The 14,004-nt window shown below is 67.8% G+C and carries 13 protein-coding genes; 8 read left to right on the top strand and 5 right to left on the bottom strand.

The genetic code is table 11. The annotated features are described in order from the left end of the window. The first annotated feature begins 152 nt into the window (after window positions 1-152). Complete coding sequence (locus tag EV647_RS14260) at window positions 153-1,190, top strand: aldo/keto reductase (RefSeq protein WP_134002899.1); 1,038 nt, start codon at window positions 153-155, stop codon at window positions 1,188-1,190. On the opposite strand, the gene EV647_RS14255 is transcribed toward EV647_RS14260, so the two are convergent. Both EV647_RS14255 and EV647_RS14250 read right to left on the bottom strand, forming a co-directional pair. Continuing rightward, window positions 1,156-2,367: an MFS transporter gene (locus EV647_RS14255; protein ID WP_134002897.1), complete on the bottom strand. Its 1,212-nt coding sequence runs from the start codon at window positions 2,365-2,367 to the stop codon at window positions 1,156-1,158. The two genes, EV647_RS14260 and EV647_RS14255, sit on opposite strands and share 35 nt — an antisense overlap. After that, window positions 2,364-2,864: a MarR family winged helix-turn-helix transcriptional regulator gene (locus tag EV647_RS14250; RefSeq protein ID WP_134002895.1), complete on the bottom strand. Its 501-nt coding sequence runs from the start codon at window positions 2,862-2,864 to the stop codon at window positions 2,364-2,366. Before EV647_RS14250 ends, EV647_RS14255 begins: the two co-directional genes overlap by 4 nt. A 93-nt stretch (window positions 2,865-2,957) precedes the next feature. Between EV647_RS14250 and EV647_RS14245 the strand changes: the two genes are divergently transcribed. From EV647_RS14245 to EV647_RS14220, 6 genes are all read left to right on the top strand, one after another. Further along, window positions 2,958-3,968: a LacI family DNA-binding transcriptional regulator gene (locus tag EV647_RS14245; RefSeq protein ID WP_134002893.1), complete on the top strand. Its 1,011-nt coding sequence runs from the start codon at window positions 2,958-2,960 to the stop codon at window positions 3,966-3,968. Between the two features lie 101 nt (window positions 3,969-4,069). Next, window positions 4,070-5,359 carry an extracellular solute-binding protein gene (locus EV647_RS14240; protein ID WP_134002891.1) on the top strand — a complete coding sequence of 430 codons (1,290 nt, stop codon included), beginning with the start codon at window positions 4,070-4,072 and terminating at the stop codon, window positions 5,357-5,359. Between the two features lie 11 nt (window positions 5,360-5,370). Beyond that, window positions 5,371-6,312 (top strand): carbohydrate ABC transporter permease, encoded by a 942-nt coding sequence (locus tag EV647_RS14235; protein WP_134002889.1) that lies wholly within the window; start codon window positions 5,371-5,373, stop codon window positions 6,310-6,312. Then, the gene (locus EV647_RS14230; RefSeq protein ID WP_134002887.1) at window positions 6,309-7,175 is read left to right on the top strand and encodes a carbohydrate ABC transporter permease; all 867 of its coding nucleotides are present in this window, start codon (window positions 6,309-6,311) and stop codon (window positions 7,173-7,175) included. The genes EV647_RS14235 and EV647_RS14230 overlap by 4 nt, the downstream gene beginning before the upstream one ends. A gap of 21 nt (window positions 7,176-7,196) precedes the next feature. Next, complete coding sequence (locus EV647_RS14225; RefSeq protein ID WP_134002885.1) at window positions 7,197-8,696, top strand: alpha-N-arabinofuranosidase; 1,500 nt, start codon at window positions 7,197-7,199, stop codon at window positions 8,694-8,696. A 25-nt stretch (window positions 8,697-8,721) separates the two neighbouring features. Next, window positions 8,722-9,348: a TMEM175 family protein gene (locus EV647_RS14220; protein WP_134002883.1), complete on the top strand. Its 627-nt coding sequence runs from the start codon at window positions 8,722-8,724 to the stop codon at window positions 9,346-9,348. Here the strand turns inward: EV647_RS14220 and EV647_RS14215 are convergent. Then, on the bottom strand, window positions 9,323-9,775 hold the full coding sequence (locus EV647_RS14215; protein ID WP_134002881.1) for a GNAT family N-acetyltransferase: 453 nt from the start codon (window positions 9,773-9,775) through the stop codon (window positions 9,323-9,325). The two genes, EV647_RS14220 and EV647_RS14215, sit on opposite strands and share 26 nt — an antisense overlap. Window positions 9,776-9,785: 10 nt before the next feature. After that, the gene (locus EV647_RS14210; RefSeq protein WP_134002879.1) at window positions 9,786-10,490 is read right to left on the bottom strand and encodes a siderophore-interacting protein; all 705 of its coding nucleotides are present in this window, start codon (window positions 10,488-10,490) and stop codon (window positions 9,786-9,788) included. An 89-nt stretch (window positions 10,491-10,579) separates the two neighbouring features. Here EV647_RS14210 and EV647_RS14205 point away from each other — a divergent pair, with 89 nt between their 5' ends. Further along, on the top strand, window positions 10,580-13,189 hold the full coding sequence (locus tag EV647_RS14205) for a GNAT family N-acetyltransferase (RefSeq protein ID WP_134002877.1): 2,610 nt from the start codon (window positions 10,580-10,582) through the stop codon (window positions 13,187-13,189). On the opposite strand, the gene EV647_RS14200 is transcribed toward EV647_RS14205, so the two are convergent. Further along, window positions 13,155-13,925, bottom strand: coding sequence for a DUF4328 domain-containing protein (locus EV647_RS14200; protein ID WP_134002876.1), 771 nt, complete (start codon window positions 13,923-13,925; stop codon window positions 13,155-13,157). The genes EV647_RS14205 and EV647_RS14200 overlap by 35 nt on opposite strands. Window positions 13,926-14,004: the final 79 nt, after the last annotated feature.

Raw genomic sequence — 14,004 nt, 5'->3', positions numbered from 1 at the left:
TGTCCATTCCCCCACCCTACGGACTCCACCTTGAGCCCTCACCAACCGTTTTCGGGGCCCCGATTTGATTGGTGGGGGCTCAAAGTGCGGGGTTGACCTAGAGAGCGCTCTAGCTTCTAGCGTGCAGGGCAGCGACTACAGAGGAGCTGTTCATGCGTTATCGGATGCTGGGTGGGACCGGGATCGAGGTCAGTACGCACTGTCTCGGGGCGATGATGTTCGGGGCGGTCGGGAATCCGGATCACGACGAGTGCGTCCGGATCATCCACGCCGCCCTGGACCAGGGGATCAACTTCGTCGACACCGCGGACATGTACTCCGCGGGCGAGTCCGAGACGATCGTCGGCAAGGCGCTGAAGGACCGCCGCGACGACGTCGTCCTCGCGACCAAGGTGCACTTCCCGTTCACCGAGGGCCGGAACCGGAGCGGGAACTCGCGGCGCTGGATCACCCGGGCGGTCGAGGACAGCCTGCGCCGGCTCGGCACGGACTGGATCGACCTCTATCAGATCCACCGGCCGGACCACACCACCGACATCGAGGAGACGCTGTGGGTCCTGAGTGACCTGGTCAGTGCGGGCAAGATCCGCGCGTTCGGCTGCTCGGCGTTCCCGGCGGAGGACATCGTCGAGGCGTACCACGTCGCCGACCGGCGCGGGTACGGGCGGTTCCGGACGAACCAGCCGCCGTACTCGATGATGGCCCGCGGCATCGAACGCTCCGTGCTGCCGACCTGCCGGCGGCTGGGGATGGGCGTGCTGACGTACAGCCCGCTCGCCTTCGGATTCCTGTCCGGGAAGGTCCGCAAGAACCAGCCGCTCGACCTGTCCGCCCGGGCCGCGCTGGCGCCCGACCGCTTCGACCCGGCGCTGCCCGCGAACGCGGCGAAGTACGACGCCGTCGAGCAACTCGTGGAAGTTGCCGACGGCATCGGTACGACGTTGCCTCAGCTGGCGATGGCTTTCGTCACCACGCATCCGGCGGTCACGTCGGTGATCTCCGGTCCGCGCACGATGGAGCAACTCGAGGGCCTGATCACCGCCGCGGACCTGACGCTCGACGACAAGACCCTCGACCGGATCGACGAGATCGTCCCGCCCGGCACCGACGTGTACCGCGCGGACGCCGCCTGGCAACCTCAGTCCCTCGTCGACATCACCCAGCGCCGCCGCGCCCTGTCCGACCGCTGACTACTTGCCTGCCTGGAGAGACGGACCGATCCCGGCGCAGTGGCCACGCGGCCACTGCGCCGGCCACACTGCAGCTCAGCGCCGAGACGGCGAGAATGCTCGCCGGACTCGCGTGATCGACCGCCAGCGCCCCTGCCGCCGCGCCGAGCGGTGAAGCGATCGCGAGGAGGGCGCGCTGCGTCCCGAACATCGACCCGTGTCCCGCGGGATCGGCCCACCGTTGCAGCGCGGTCGTCTCGATCGCGGAGTACGGGCCCCACACCGCTCCCGACATCGCGAAGATCGCCACCGCCGGCGGGAGACTCTGAACCGCGACGACCGGCAGCGTGACGAGTCCCCACACCAGCGCGCCGACCGCATTCACCAACCCCGGCCGTCGCTGCCCGAGCCACGACGCCAGTGGCACCGTCGACAACGCAGCGACCCCGAACACCACCCACAGGACGGTGTAACCCGCCACGTCGCTGCCCAGCTGTTGCCGAGTGAAATGCGGCAGCACGCTCTCGAACGGCCCGTACGTGAAGTAGTACACGGCCGACAGCGCGATCAGGCCGACCACCGGCCCGGAGGCCCAACCGGTGCGCGACGAGGAGACCCGCCGCGGACCGGCCGTACGGCGGCGTGGCAGGCGTACGGCGATGGCGGCCACGACGAGCATCATCACGAACGGCACCAGGAACGCCCGGCCCGGACCGAGCAGACCGAGCGCCGGGCCCGCCAGCAAGGCACCGAGAACCATCGGCAGCTGATCGCCGATGCCGAGCCAGGCGTTGGCCCGCGGCAGGAACTCGTCGTCGACCAACCGCGGCACCAGCGTCCGCGAAGCCGAGTAGGCCAGCGGAGGCGTCGTACCGGCGGCGGCGCAAAGACCGAGCACCACCCAGATCGACGGGTGCTGACCCCATCCGGCAACGGCCAAGGCACCCATCAGCCCCGCTCGAGCGAGCGCGTCGACGATCAGCATCGGCACCGGCCCGAACCGATCCACCGCCCGGCCGCCGATCAGGCCGCCGGCAACCGTCGGCACCCTCGCGGCGACGACCAGCAGGGCCGTCTCTGCTCCGGACCAGCCCTGGGGTCCCGCGATCCACAGCAGGACGAACATCACGAAGTTGTCCGCGGTCGACGCCAGCGTCCACGCGACGGCCAACCCGGCGACCGGGCCCGGGCGGTTCATGGCGATCCACCCACCGATTGGTCCACCGGACACGCCGCGCAGGCCGGCCAGTCACAGAAGCGGCACGTCACGTCCGCGGCATCGCGAGCCCGCGAGGTACGGCGCAATGCCGTCGAGAGCAGCTCGTTCAACTGCCGCCGTTCGGCCGGCGCCAGTGCGCCGAGCACCTCTTCACTCGCCGCATCCCGCGCGGCGGTCCAGGCCGCGAGCAGACCGCGCCCCGCCTCGGTCAGTCCGAGCGCGAGCACCCGCCCGCGGCGCGCGCGGTCGACGTACCCAAGGCTTTCGAGGCGATCGATCAGCCGGACGGTGCCGGACTGCGTGAGGCCGATCCGGGCGAACAACCAATCGGCCGAACACCCTTCGTGACTGCCGAGCAGCGTCAGCGCGGCGAGGTCGCGCGGCCCGAGTCCCGGCGGTGTCACCCGGTCCACGGCAGCTGTCAGCGCGTCATGGCTGTGCAGGGTCCAGGCGGCCCAGATGTTCGCTTCGGACATGATTCATTCATATGACTCACTCATGTCATTTGCAACCGGCAGCGTGTCCCGGTCCGGTGCATTACCGTGGCTGCTCATGATGGGGATGACGCCATGGCGGTGACGATGCGCGATGTGGCGCGCAAGGCCGGCGTGTCCCCGAAGACGGTCTCGAACGTGATGAACGGGTACCCGTACATCCGCGAGGAGACCCGGACCAAGGTGCTCGCCGCGATCGATGCCCTCGGCTACCGGATGAACCTCTCCGCCCGGCACCTCAAGTCCGGCCGGACCGGCGTCATCGGGCTGGCCGTCCCGGAGCTCAGCCTGCCGTACTTCGGTGAACTCGCCGACCAGGTGATCGAGGCGGCCGACGAGCACGGCCTGACCGTGATGATCGAGCAGACCGGCGCGGACCGCGACCGCGAGCTGACCGTCCTGCACCGGCCCCGCGGCCACCTCGTGGACGGCCTGCTGTACAGCCCGCTCGGACTCGGGCAGGACGACATCGATCAGCTGAAGGTGAACACGCCGATGGTGCTGCTCGGCGAGCGCATCTTCCACAGCCCGGTCGATCACGTGATGATCGACAACGTCCCCGCCACGAAGGCCGTGGTCGAGCACCTGCTGACCCTCGGACGCCGGCGGATCGCGGTCCTCGGCGTCCACCCCGGCGAGAAGGTCGGCACCGCGGCCATCCGGTACGGCGCGTATGCCGAAACCCTCGCCGCGAACGGCCTGCCGGTACCGGAGGAGCTGGCGTTTCCGGCCGGCCGCTGGCACCGCTCGACCGGAGCCGAGGCCACCGAGCGACTACTCGCGTCGGGCCTGCAGTTCGACGCCCTCCTCGGGTTGAACGACACCCTCGCGCTCGGCGCGCTGCGGGTGCTCGCCCAACACGGCATCCGGGTCCCGGACGACGTCGCGGTGGCGGGTTTCGACAACATCGACGAGGCCAGTTACAGCACGCCGAGCCTGACCACGGTCGATCCGGGGCGCACGGAGATCGCGAAGAAGGCCGTCGACCTGCTGGTCCGGCGGATGGCCGGCGACGACTCCGACCACGAGGAGATCGCCGCCCGCTACGAGCTGCACACCCGCGAATCGACGCTAGGTCTCCACTAACGCAGCCCTGAGGTCTTGACGGCTCCAGACGGCCCGTGCGATCTTCTACACCGATGTAGTACACCGATGTAAATCGGTGCTCCATTCCGCCTGGAGGACAGATGCCCCCTGACCCCGCCCTGTTCCGTCCCGGGCGTCGAGCAGTACTTGGTGGCCTGCTCGGCGCTCTCGCCCTCACCGGTTGCGGCACCCTCGGCTCCAAGCCCAAAGTCCGCGAGTGGAACCTGTTCGGCGGCGGCGACGGTGCCCGCCTGCTGCAGATCCACCAGCAGTACGTCGCCGAGCACCCGGACGTCGCGTTCGAGGCGCACACGCTCGCCTGGGGACCGCCGTTCTACACCAAGCTCGCGATGTCGGCGGCCGGTGGCCGGGCGCCCGAGGTGGCGACCCTGCACCTGTCCCGGCTGAAGGGTTTCAGCCCGACGACGATGCTCGACCCGATCCCGGTGGACCTGCTCGCCGATGCCGGCGTCACCGAGTCGGACTTCCTGCCGACGTCCTGGAACCGCGCGATCGTCGACGGCAAGCTGTACGCCGTACCGCTCGACACGCATCCGTTCGTCCTCTACTACAACACGGAGATCTGCAAGAAGGCCGGGCTCCTCGGTGCGGACGGCAAGATCAAGACCGTCAAAGGCGTCGACGCGTTCTTCGACATGCTGAAGGCGGTCAAGGACGTGACCGGCAAGTTCGGCGCTTCGGTCGAGACCACCAACCCTTGGCGGCTCTGGTGGACGCTGTACGGACAGCTCGAAGGAAAGTTCTTCGACGAGACCGGCACGCGGCTGATCCTCGACGACGCCAAGGCGCTGGAAGCCCTGAGCCTGATGGCGAAACTCGCCGCCGACGGGCTCACGCCGCGGTCGTCCAACTACTCGGCCCTGGTTGCGCAGTTCAGCAACGGTGAGGCCGGCCTGAGTTTCAACGGGGAGTGGGAAGTCACGACGTACCAGACCGCGAAGATGCCGTTCAGTATGGCGCCGTTCCCGGTCGTGTACGACGTACCGAAGTACGCCGGTGACGCGCACACGTTCGTGCTGCCGCACCAGAGCAACCGGAACAAGGACGACACGAAGGCGACGGTCGAGTACATCGCCTGGATGCTCAAGCACAGCGCGGAATGGGCGGCCGGTGGCCACGTTCCGGCATACCAGCCCGTGGCGAAGAGTCAGGAGTACCTGAACCTCAAGCCGCAAGCGGAGTACCGCAGCGTCGCGCCGGACGTGCTGTTCGACCCGGACGCCTGGTTCAGCGGATCCGGTGCGCAACTGCAGAACGAGGCCGCCGCGGCGTTCAGCGGCGTCTTCTCCGGTCAGGCGACGCCGAAGGCCGCGCTCGCGCAGTTCAAGGCCGCCACCCAGAAGCTCCTCGACACCCCGTCACCGGTTTAAGGAGGTCGGTCATGGCCGTAGAAACACCATCGCGCGTCACCCCCGGTACGTCGCCGACCGCGGCGAAGGCGGGGACCGGACAGCCCTGGAAGGAACGCTGGGGCGGGCTGTTCTTCGTGGCTCCGTTCCTGCTGCTGTTCGTGCTGTTCATGCTCTGGCCGATCGTCTCCGGCCTGTGGAACAGCTTCTTCAACACCAGCCTTGCCGGCGTCAAGCAGGAGTTCCTCGGCCTGCAGAACTGGCAGGACCTGTTCGGCGACCCGGCCGTCTGGTCGTCGCTCAAGAACACCCTCGTCTTCACCGCGATGAGTACGCCACCGCTGGTGATCATCGCGCTCATCATGGCGCTGCTCGCCAACCGTAAAGGCTTGCTCGGCTGGCTGTTGCGGTTCTCGTACTTCGCTCCGTTCGTCCTGCCGGCTACCGTCGTGACGCTGATCTGGGTGTGGATCTACCAGCCCGGGTTCGGCCTGGTGAACGGCCTGCTGACGGCCGGCGGGTTCGCCGAGATCGACTGGCTGAACACCGAGAACCGGGCGATGCTCGCCGTGGTGATCACGACCGTCTGGTGGACGGTCGGGTTCAACTTCCTGCTCTATCTGGCCGCCCTGCAAGGGATTCCGGCCCAGGTGTACGAGGCGGCCCAGATCGACGGAGCGAACGGCCGGCAGCAACTGTTCCGGATCACGCTGCCGTTGCTGAGCCGCACCACCGGGCTGATCGTCGTACTGCAGTTGGTGGCGTCGCTGAAGATCTTCGACCAGATCTACCTGATGACCAACGGCGGCCCGAACTACGCGACCCGGCCGATCATCCAGTACATCTACGAATCCGGCTTCACCAGCTATCGGATCGGCTACGCGTCCGCGATCTCGTACCTGTTCTTCGCGATCATCGTGATCGTCGCAGTCGCCCAATTCAGACTGTTCTCAGGCCGAGGGGAGGCGGAATGACAACCGCTACGTTGCCTGCGGCCACCAAACCCAGCCGTCCAGTGCGCTGGACCTTCCCGAAAGCTGCGAGCGCCGTCGGGGCGGTGATCCTGGCCGTCGTCTGGCTCGTTCCGTTGCTCTGGGCCCTCGACACCTCACTCAAGCCGGAGCCGGAGACCACCCGCGCTCCGATCACCTGGTTGCCGGAAGCGCCGACCGCCGACGCCTACCGGAGCGTGATCGACCAGGGCGACCTGATCCGCTGGTTCTTCAACAGCACGATCGTGTCGGTCCTCGTGACGACGCTGACGCTGGTCGTGTCGGTGCTGGCGGCGTACGGCTTCTCCCGGACCAAGTTCCCGGGGCGCAAGGTGCTGTTCGGCCTGATCATCGCCGGCATCCTGGTGCCGCCGCAGGTGCTGATCGTGCCGTTGTTCCAGGAGATGACCGGGCTCGGCCTGGTCGACACGTACTGGGGCATGGTGCTGCCGCAGGTGGTCGCGCCGGTGATGGTGTTCGTACTGAAGAAGTTCTTCGACGGTATCTCCCGCGACTACGAGGACGCCGCCCGGGTCGACGGCGCGTCCCGCCGGCGGATCGTCTGGAGCGTGATGGTGCCGATGTCGCGGCCGATCCTCGTTGCCGTCGGCATCTTCACCTTCATCGGGGCCTGGAACAACTTCCTCTGGCCCTTCATCGTGACCACCGACCCGTCAATGATGACGATCCCGGTCGGCCTCGCCAACGTGCAGGGCTCGTACGGCCTGCGCTACGCCCAGATCATGGCCTCCGCCGTGCTGGGCGGCCTTCCCTTGCTGATCGTCTACGCCTTGTTCCAGCGCCACGTCGTCCGCGGTGTGGGTGACGCGGGAATCAAGGGCTAGCCACACGACAGGAGCAACCTGGTGCCCGCTGCCAATCTGACCATCGATCCCGCGTTCACGATCGCGCCGGTGAATCGCCGAACCTTCGGAACCTTCGTCGAGCACATGGGCCGGTGCGTCTACACCGGTATCTACGAGCCCGGCCACGCGACCGCCGACGAGGACGGTTTCCGTAAGGACGTCCTGGAACTGACCCGTGAGCTGGGTGTTTCCGTGGTCCGCTATCCCGGCGGAAACTTCGTTTCCAATTACCGCTGGGAGGACGGCGTCGGCCCGCGCGCCGACCGGCCCCGGCGTCTCGACCTCGCCTGGCACAGTGTCGAGACGAACGAGTTCGGGCTGGACGAGTTCAGCCGCTGGTGTGCCAAGGCCGGCGTCGAGCCGATGATGGCGATCAACCTCGGGACCCGCGGTGTCCAGGAGGCGCTCGAACTGCTCGAGTACACGAACCATCCGGGCGGTACGACGTTGTCCGACCTGCGCGAGCAGCACGGCGCGTCGCCGTACGGGATCAAGTTGTGGTGCCTCGGCAACGAAATGGACGGCCCGTGGCAGGTCGGGCACAAGACCCCGACGGAGTACGGGCGGCTCGCGGCGGAGACCGCCCGGGCGATGCGGATGATCGACCGGGACCTGCAGCTGGTCGCGTGCGGCTCGTCGTCGTCGAAGATGCCGCTGTTCGGGACCTGGGAGCGCGACGTACTGCGGGAGACGTACGAGTTCGTCGAGTACATCTCGTGCCACGCGTACTACGGCAACGACGACGGTGACACCGCCTCGTTCCTGGCGTCCGCGGTGGACATGGACCACTTCATCGAGTCCGTGGTGGCGACCGCCGACCACGTCGGAGCGGAGCTCAAGAGCAGCAAGAAGATCGGCATCTCGTTCGACGAGTGGAACGTCTGGTACGGCGAACGCTCCCGCCGTACCGACGGACCGGGCGATCAGTGGGAGGTGGCGCCGCGACGGATCGAGGACGAGTACAACGTCACCGATGCGGTGGTGGTCGGCAACCTTCTGATCTCGTTGCTGCGGCACAGCGACCGGGTCGGTGTGGCCTGTCTCGCGCAGCTCGCGAACGTGATCGCACCGATCATGACCGAGCCCGGCGGCGCGTCCTGGCGGCAGCCGACGTTCCACCCGTTCGCGATCACGTCCCGGCTCGCGGCCGGCCAGGTGCTCCGCGTCGAGACCGATTCGCCCGTGGTGACCACGGCGAAGTACGGCGAGGTGTCCGCTGTCGACGCGGTCGCGACGTACGACGACGGCAAGCTCGCGGTCTTCGCGGTCAACCGGTCGACCGACGGTCCGATCGAGGTCACGGTCGATGTCAGCCGCAGCGGGGTGACGACCGTCGACGAGGCGGTGATCGTGCACGACGAGGACGGGCTGGCGACGAACACCGCGGCCCACCCGGACCGCGTCAGCCCCCAACCGGCCGACGCCCGGCTCGTCGACGGCAAACTGACGATTACGCTACCGGCGATCAGCTGGACAGCGCTTTCTCTGTCGACGAACTGACGACGCCGGCTCAGACTGTGTCTCCGTGAGCACACAGTCCGACCTTGCCGAGACGAGTCGTCTCGAAGCTTTCAGTGACGGCGTCTTCGCGATCGCGATCACCCTCCTCGTCCTCGAACTCCGCAGCCCCGAGCTCGAGGAGGGTGAGCGGTTGTGGCCGGCGCTGCTGCACGAGTGGCCGCAGTTCGCGGCGTACCTGACCAGCTTCGCGATCCTCGGCATCATGTGGGTCAACCACCACTCGATGTTCCGCCAGATCCAGCGCGCGGACCGCGGGCTGATGTTCCTCAACCTGTTGCTGCTGCTGTGGGCGACGCTGCTGCCGTTCCCCACCAGCCTGTTCGCGGAGCACCTCGAGGACGAGTCGAGCAACGCGCACGTCGCGGCCGCCGTCTACAGCGCGAACCTGACGCTGGCGGCGATCGCCTTCAGCCTGATCTGGTGGTACGTGCTGCGCAACCACCTGGTCGACCACGACATGTCCAAGGCGGAGATGCGCAAGTCGCTGATCCGCTACTCGCTGGGCACCGTCATCTACGGAGCCTGCATCGGCATCTCGTTCGTCTCCGCCCAGCTGACCCTGCTGCTCGTGTTCCTGCTGGCGCTGTACTACGGGTTCGAGCAGGTCAGGACCCGCGGCGGAACTGCGTAATGTAGATGCCGGGGGCAACTTCTACCTCGCCGGCCGGCGCGTAGCCGCGGGACTTGTAGAGGTTGACGGCCGGGAGGTTGGCCGAGCCGGTGGAGACCAGGCTGACCGGTCGCGGTTCGATCCGGTCGAGGTGGTCGAGGAGGGCTCGGCCGTGCCCGCGGCGGGCGTGCGCGGGGTCGACGATCAGGCGGGAGATCTCGACAGTGCGGTCGTCCGGCAGCTCATACGCGACCGCGCCGACGAGGTGTGTTCCGTCGTACCGGCCGAGCCAGAGTTCGGTCGAGGACATCAGGCCGTCGAGGTCTTCCTCGAGCGGCGGGATGCCGTCGAAGCCGATCAGCTCGGCCTCCACGGCGTACGCGGCGTGCTGGATCGTCAGCAGTCGCTCGGCGAGAGCGCGGTCGGTCAGGTCGAGCGGCGTGATCACGGGTGTCAGATTACGCGGCCTTCCAGTAGCCGAGGGACTTCACTCGATGCTTGGGGACGGCGAGATCTTTGAGGACGTACGACGTGAGTTCGCGCGTGGTCGTGGTGTCGCACGCGATCCACACGAAGGTGTCCGCGGTGACGAGCTCTTGGAGATCCGCCTTCACCTGCTCGACCAGTTTCGGCCGCGGAACCGTCCGCAGGTCGTGGTGGTCCTCGATCCGGAACGGGAGCTCGTCGTCGGAGTCGTGTGTGGTCTCGAACCAGATCGTGGCCGGCAGCTTCGGGGCGACGGCGAGCAGCGAGTTGATCGCGGGCAGCGAGGCCGGGTCGCCGACCACCAGCATCCGCGGCGGCAGCGGATCCGGTACGTCGAACCCGGTCCCCTGCACCGTCGCCTCGATGGTGTCGCCGGGCTCGGCCTTGCGGGACCAGTCGCTCGCACAGCCGTCGTGCAGCGCGAACTCCAGGCTGAACGTGCCGGCCCCGACGTCCGGATCGACCAGCGTGTACGCGCGCTGGTGCGGCTTGCCTGCGTTGTCGAACCACAGCCGCACCCACATGGTCGGGTGGACGCCGAGCGTCTGCAGCAGACCGCCGTCGGTGAAGTGCACGCGGCGGTAGCGCTCGGTGACCTGTTCGGCGCCGGTCACGGTGAAGGTGAAGTCCTTCGCCCGGAACAGCTTGAGCACGACGCCTTCCCAGCCATGCCTCACGATGGACCTCCAGCGAGAATGCGGTTGTGGCGGCAGGACACTGCCGCATAAGTTAGTGCAGCCTAACCTAACTGAAGTGGGGACTGTTTGTGAACGCGAGGGTGTTCCGGGACACGTACGGCGTACCGCACCTGCAGGCCGGGGATCCGCTCGCGTTGGTGTACCTGCAAGGCGTGAACGCCGCGCGGGACCGCGCCTGGCAGATCGAGCTGGAGCGCCGTCGGTACCTCGGGACGAGCGCGGCGTTCCTCGGGGCGGAGGCGACCGGGTGGGACGTGTTCGCGCGGCAGGCGCGGTTGGCGGACACGGCGCAGCGGTGTTTCGAGTCGCTCGACGACGAGACGCGCGAGTGGGTCACGGCGTACGTCGAGGGGGTGAACCACGCGCTGCCGGGTGGTGCGTTGCGCGCGCCGGAGTTCGCCCAGACGGGGCTGACTTTGCAGAAGTGGGAGCCGTGGGCCCCGCTCGGGATCTGGTTGGCGGTGCACATCCTGTTCGCCGGGTTCCCTTCGAAGCTTTGGCGCACCCATGTCGCGCAGCGACTCGGGGAGGCGTCGCTGGAGTTGTTCTCGTCAGAGGGTCCTCATGGGGCGGGGAGCAACGGATGGTTGATCCCGGGGTCGCACACCGCCAGTGGTCAGGCGATCGTCGCTGGCGATCCGCATCGGTACATCGAGAGCCCGGGCGTTTATCAGCAGATCCGGCTGACGTGCCCTGAGTACGACGTACTGGGGCTTGCGGTTCCTGGGATTCCGGGGCTCGCGCACTTCGGGCACACCGGCAGCGTCGCCTGGTCCATCACCAACGCGATGGCTGACTACCAGGACCTGTACGCCGAACAACTCCGTCGAACTGAATCGGGCGTAGAAGCGCTCGGCCCGACCGGCTGGGAACCGGCTTCTCACCACACCGAGGTGGTAGAGGTCGCCGACGCCGATCCCGTCGAGATCGAAGTGATCGAGACCGAACGCGGACCGGTGATCATGCCGGACGCCGAGGGCGCCGGCGGGATGGAGCGGGTGACCTCTCTTCGTTACCCTCCGCGTGTCACCGGGCGGCTCGGGTTTGAGGTGATGCGGCGGTTGCTGGGAGCAACCACCGTGAGGGATGTCGACTCGGCATTTGAAAACTGGGTTGAGCCGGTGAACGTCGTACTCGCGGCTGACACTGCAGGCGGGCTCCTCCATCGAACAGCCGGGGTCGTGCCTCGACGGGCGCGGGAGAACAGGTTGCGCGTCGTACCGGCCTGGGAGGCTGAGCACGCGTGGGACGGCTGGCACGAGATGCCGCGGGCGGACGTGGACGGCCCGGCGGTGATGGCCAACGCGCGGGGACTGGCAACGCCGTTGGGTGTCGAGTTCGCCGCGCCCCACCGCGCCGACCGCATCCGCGAACTCGTGGAAGCGCGCGACGACTGGACGCTCGACGACATGCCGAGCATCCACCGCGACACGTACCTCGGCTCGGCCGGCTCCGTCCTGGACCTACTGACCGACCTCGAAGATCTTTCCACCCAAGCAGTTGCCCTCCGCGCCGAACTGCTCGCCTGGGACCGCCACATGGACGCCACCAGTACGACGGCCTCGTCGTACGCCGCGGTCCGCAAGGCGCTCGTCTCCCGCCTCACCGACCACTTCACGATGCTCGAGAACGCCGACGTCGCCGAGATCTTCATCCCGTGGATGGACCCGCTCACGCATGTCTCGTATGCGCTCGAGAACCTCCTCGCCACCGACCTGATCCCGCACGTCAACATCCAATGGCTTGCCCGCGAGGCCTTGGAAGAGGTGGCCGCCAACAGCCCGCGCCCGCCTTGGGGCGAGACCCACCAGCTCACACCGCTGCATGCGTTGCGCGGCGCGGTGTTCGCGCCCGGTGAGCAGCCGTACGACCTCAGCCTGTCCGGGGACCACCATTGCGTGATGTCGACGTCGAGCCTGCCCGGGCTCACCGACGTCTGCATCCGCGCATCCGCGGCCCGGTACGCCTGGGACCTCGCCGACCGCTCGGCCAGCCGGTGGGTGGTGCCGCTCGGCGCGTCCGGCGTACTCGGAGATCCGCACCATCACGACCAGTTGCCGTCGTGGTTGCGCGGTTCGCTCGTGCCGGTCGACGGTGCGGTGGTCCGGGAGGATCGCACGTACTCGGTCGCCGTCGACGGGTTCGGGACCGTGCGGATCGAGGAGGCGGATCCGTCGCGTGACCTCGATCTGATCTACGAGTGGGTGACGGCGGAGCGGGCGGCGTTCTGGGGTATGGGCGCATTGTCGCGGGACGAGATCGCGGCCACGTACCAGTTCCTGGACTCGGTGCCGACGCATCACGTGTACGTCGTGCGGCTGGACGACGTACCGGTCGCTCTCTTGCAGACCTACGACCCGCAGGCGGATCCCGCGGGTTCCGCGTACGACGTCGCGGCGGGCGATCTCGGCGTACATCTGCTGATCGCGCCCGGCGAAACGCGGAGCGGGTTCACGCGTCAACTGGTCGACGCACTCGCGCAATTCGTCTTCGAGGAACTCGGGAATCCGCGGATCGTGGTCGAGCCCGACGTACGCAACACCCGGGCGATCGACCGGTTCCGACGCAGCGGATTCACCCTCGGTCCCGAGGCCAAGATCACCCAACCGGACGGCAGCACCAAGACGGCTCAGTTCGCATTCCTCACCAGGGCGCAGGCCCTGGGACGGGCGGGTTGAGCGGCGTCTGCCACCACGGAATCGGCAGCCGCGAACTCTGCAGGCGATCGACGAGCGCGATCAACTGGATCATGAAGATCGCCGACAGAACAGCCAGGACGGTGCTGACGATCGACAGAGACGCTCCAGTGTCAAGACCGCGCAGAGCTGCCGAGGCGCTCGGGGCGGCCAACCCGTTGGACTGCTGGGTGGTCGCGAACAGACTGGTGAAATTCATCCCCAGATACGTGCCCCACCACCTGCGGACGACCTTGGCCGGCGGGGCAGCCTGAAGCGAACCGTCCCGCGGCCAGACGTACGGACTGCTCGCGCGGACGACGTCGTCGACGACCTGCACGGGGAACCAGAGGCTGATGATCGGAACCATCCAGCCACCGATGACCCAGCCCCGGCGGTGGCGGTGCGGCGCATCGCAGAAGAACTGCGCGTTCGCCCGCGCCCGCCACAGCCAGACGATGACCAGGACGCCTGCCACCAGGAACAGCACCAGATTGGCCAGTGAGCCCAGGCGGCTCAGCCGGTCCGCGTCATTGAGCGCCGCCACGTCGCCGCCGGTGTACGCGTAATCCCGAACCGCCGCGGCGAGGTGTAGGTCGGTGTACGAGGTGAAGGCGCTTGCGGGGACGACAACTCCCACCGCCACCGACGCCGCGATCCCGAGGTTGTGATTCTGCCGGAAGCGGCCTGTCGGTATCGCTCCACTCCGACTCGGCGGTACGTACGGACTGGCACTCATGACGTCTCCTCAGCTCGCCTTCCCCCACAGCGTGACGACGTGCGCGCGCCGGCATGGGCCGTTGACCGCTTCATGCCAA

This window comes from Kribbella sp. VKM Ac-2566, assembly GCF_004366005.1.
Taxonomy (GTDB): domain Bacteria; phylum Actinomycetota; class Actinomycetes; order Propionibacteriales; family Kribbellaceae; genus Kribbella; species Kribbella pratensis.
Note: the sequence above shows the minus strand (reverse complement) of the source record. Positions and strands in the feature narration are given on the sequence as shown.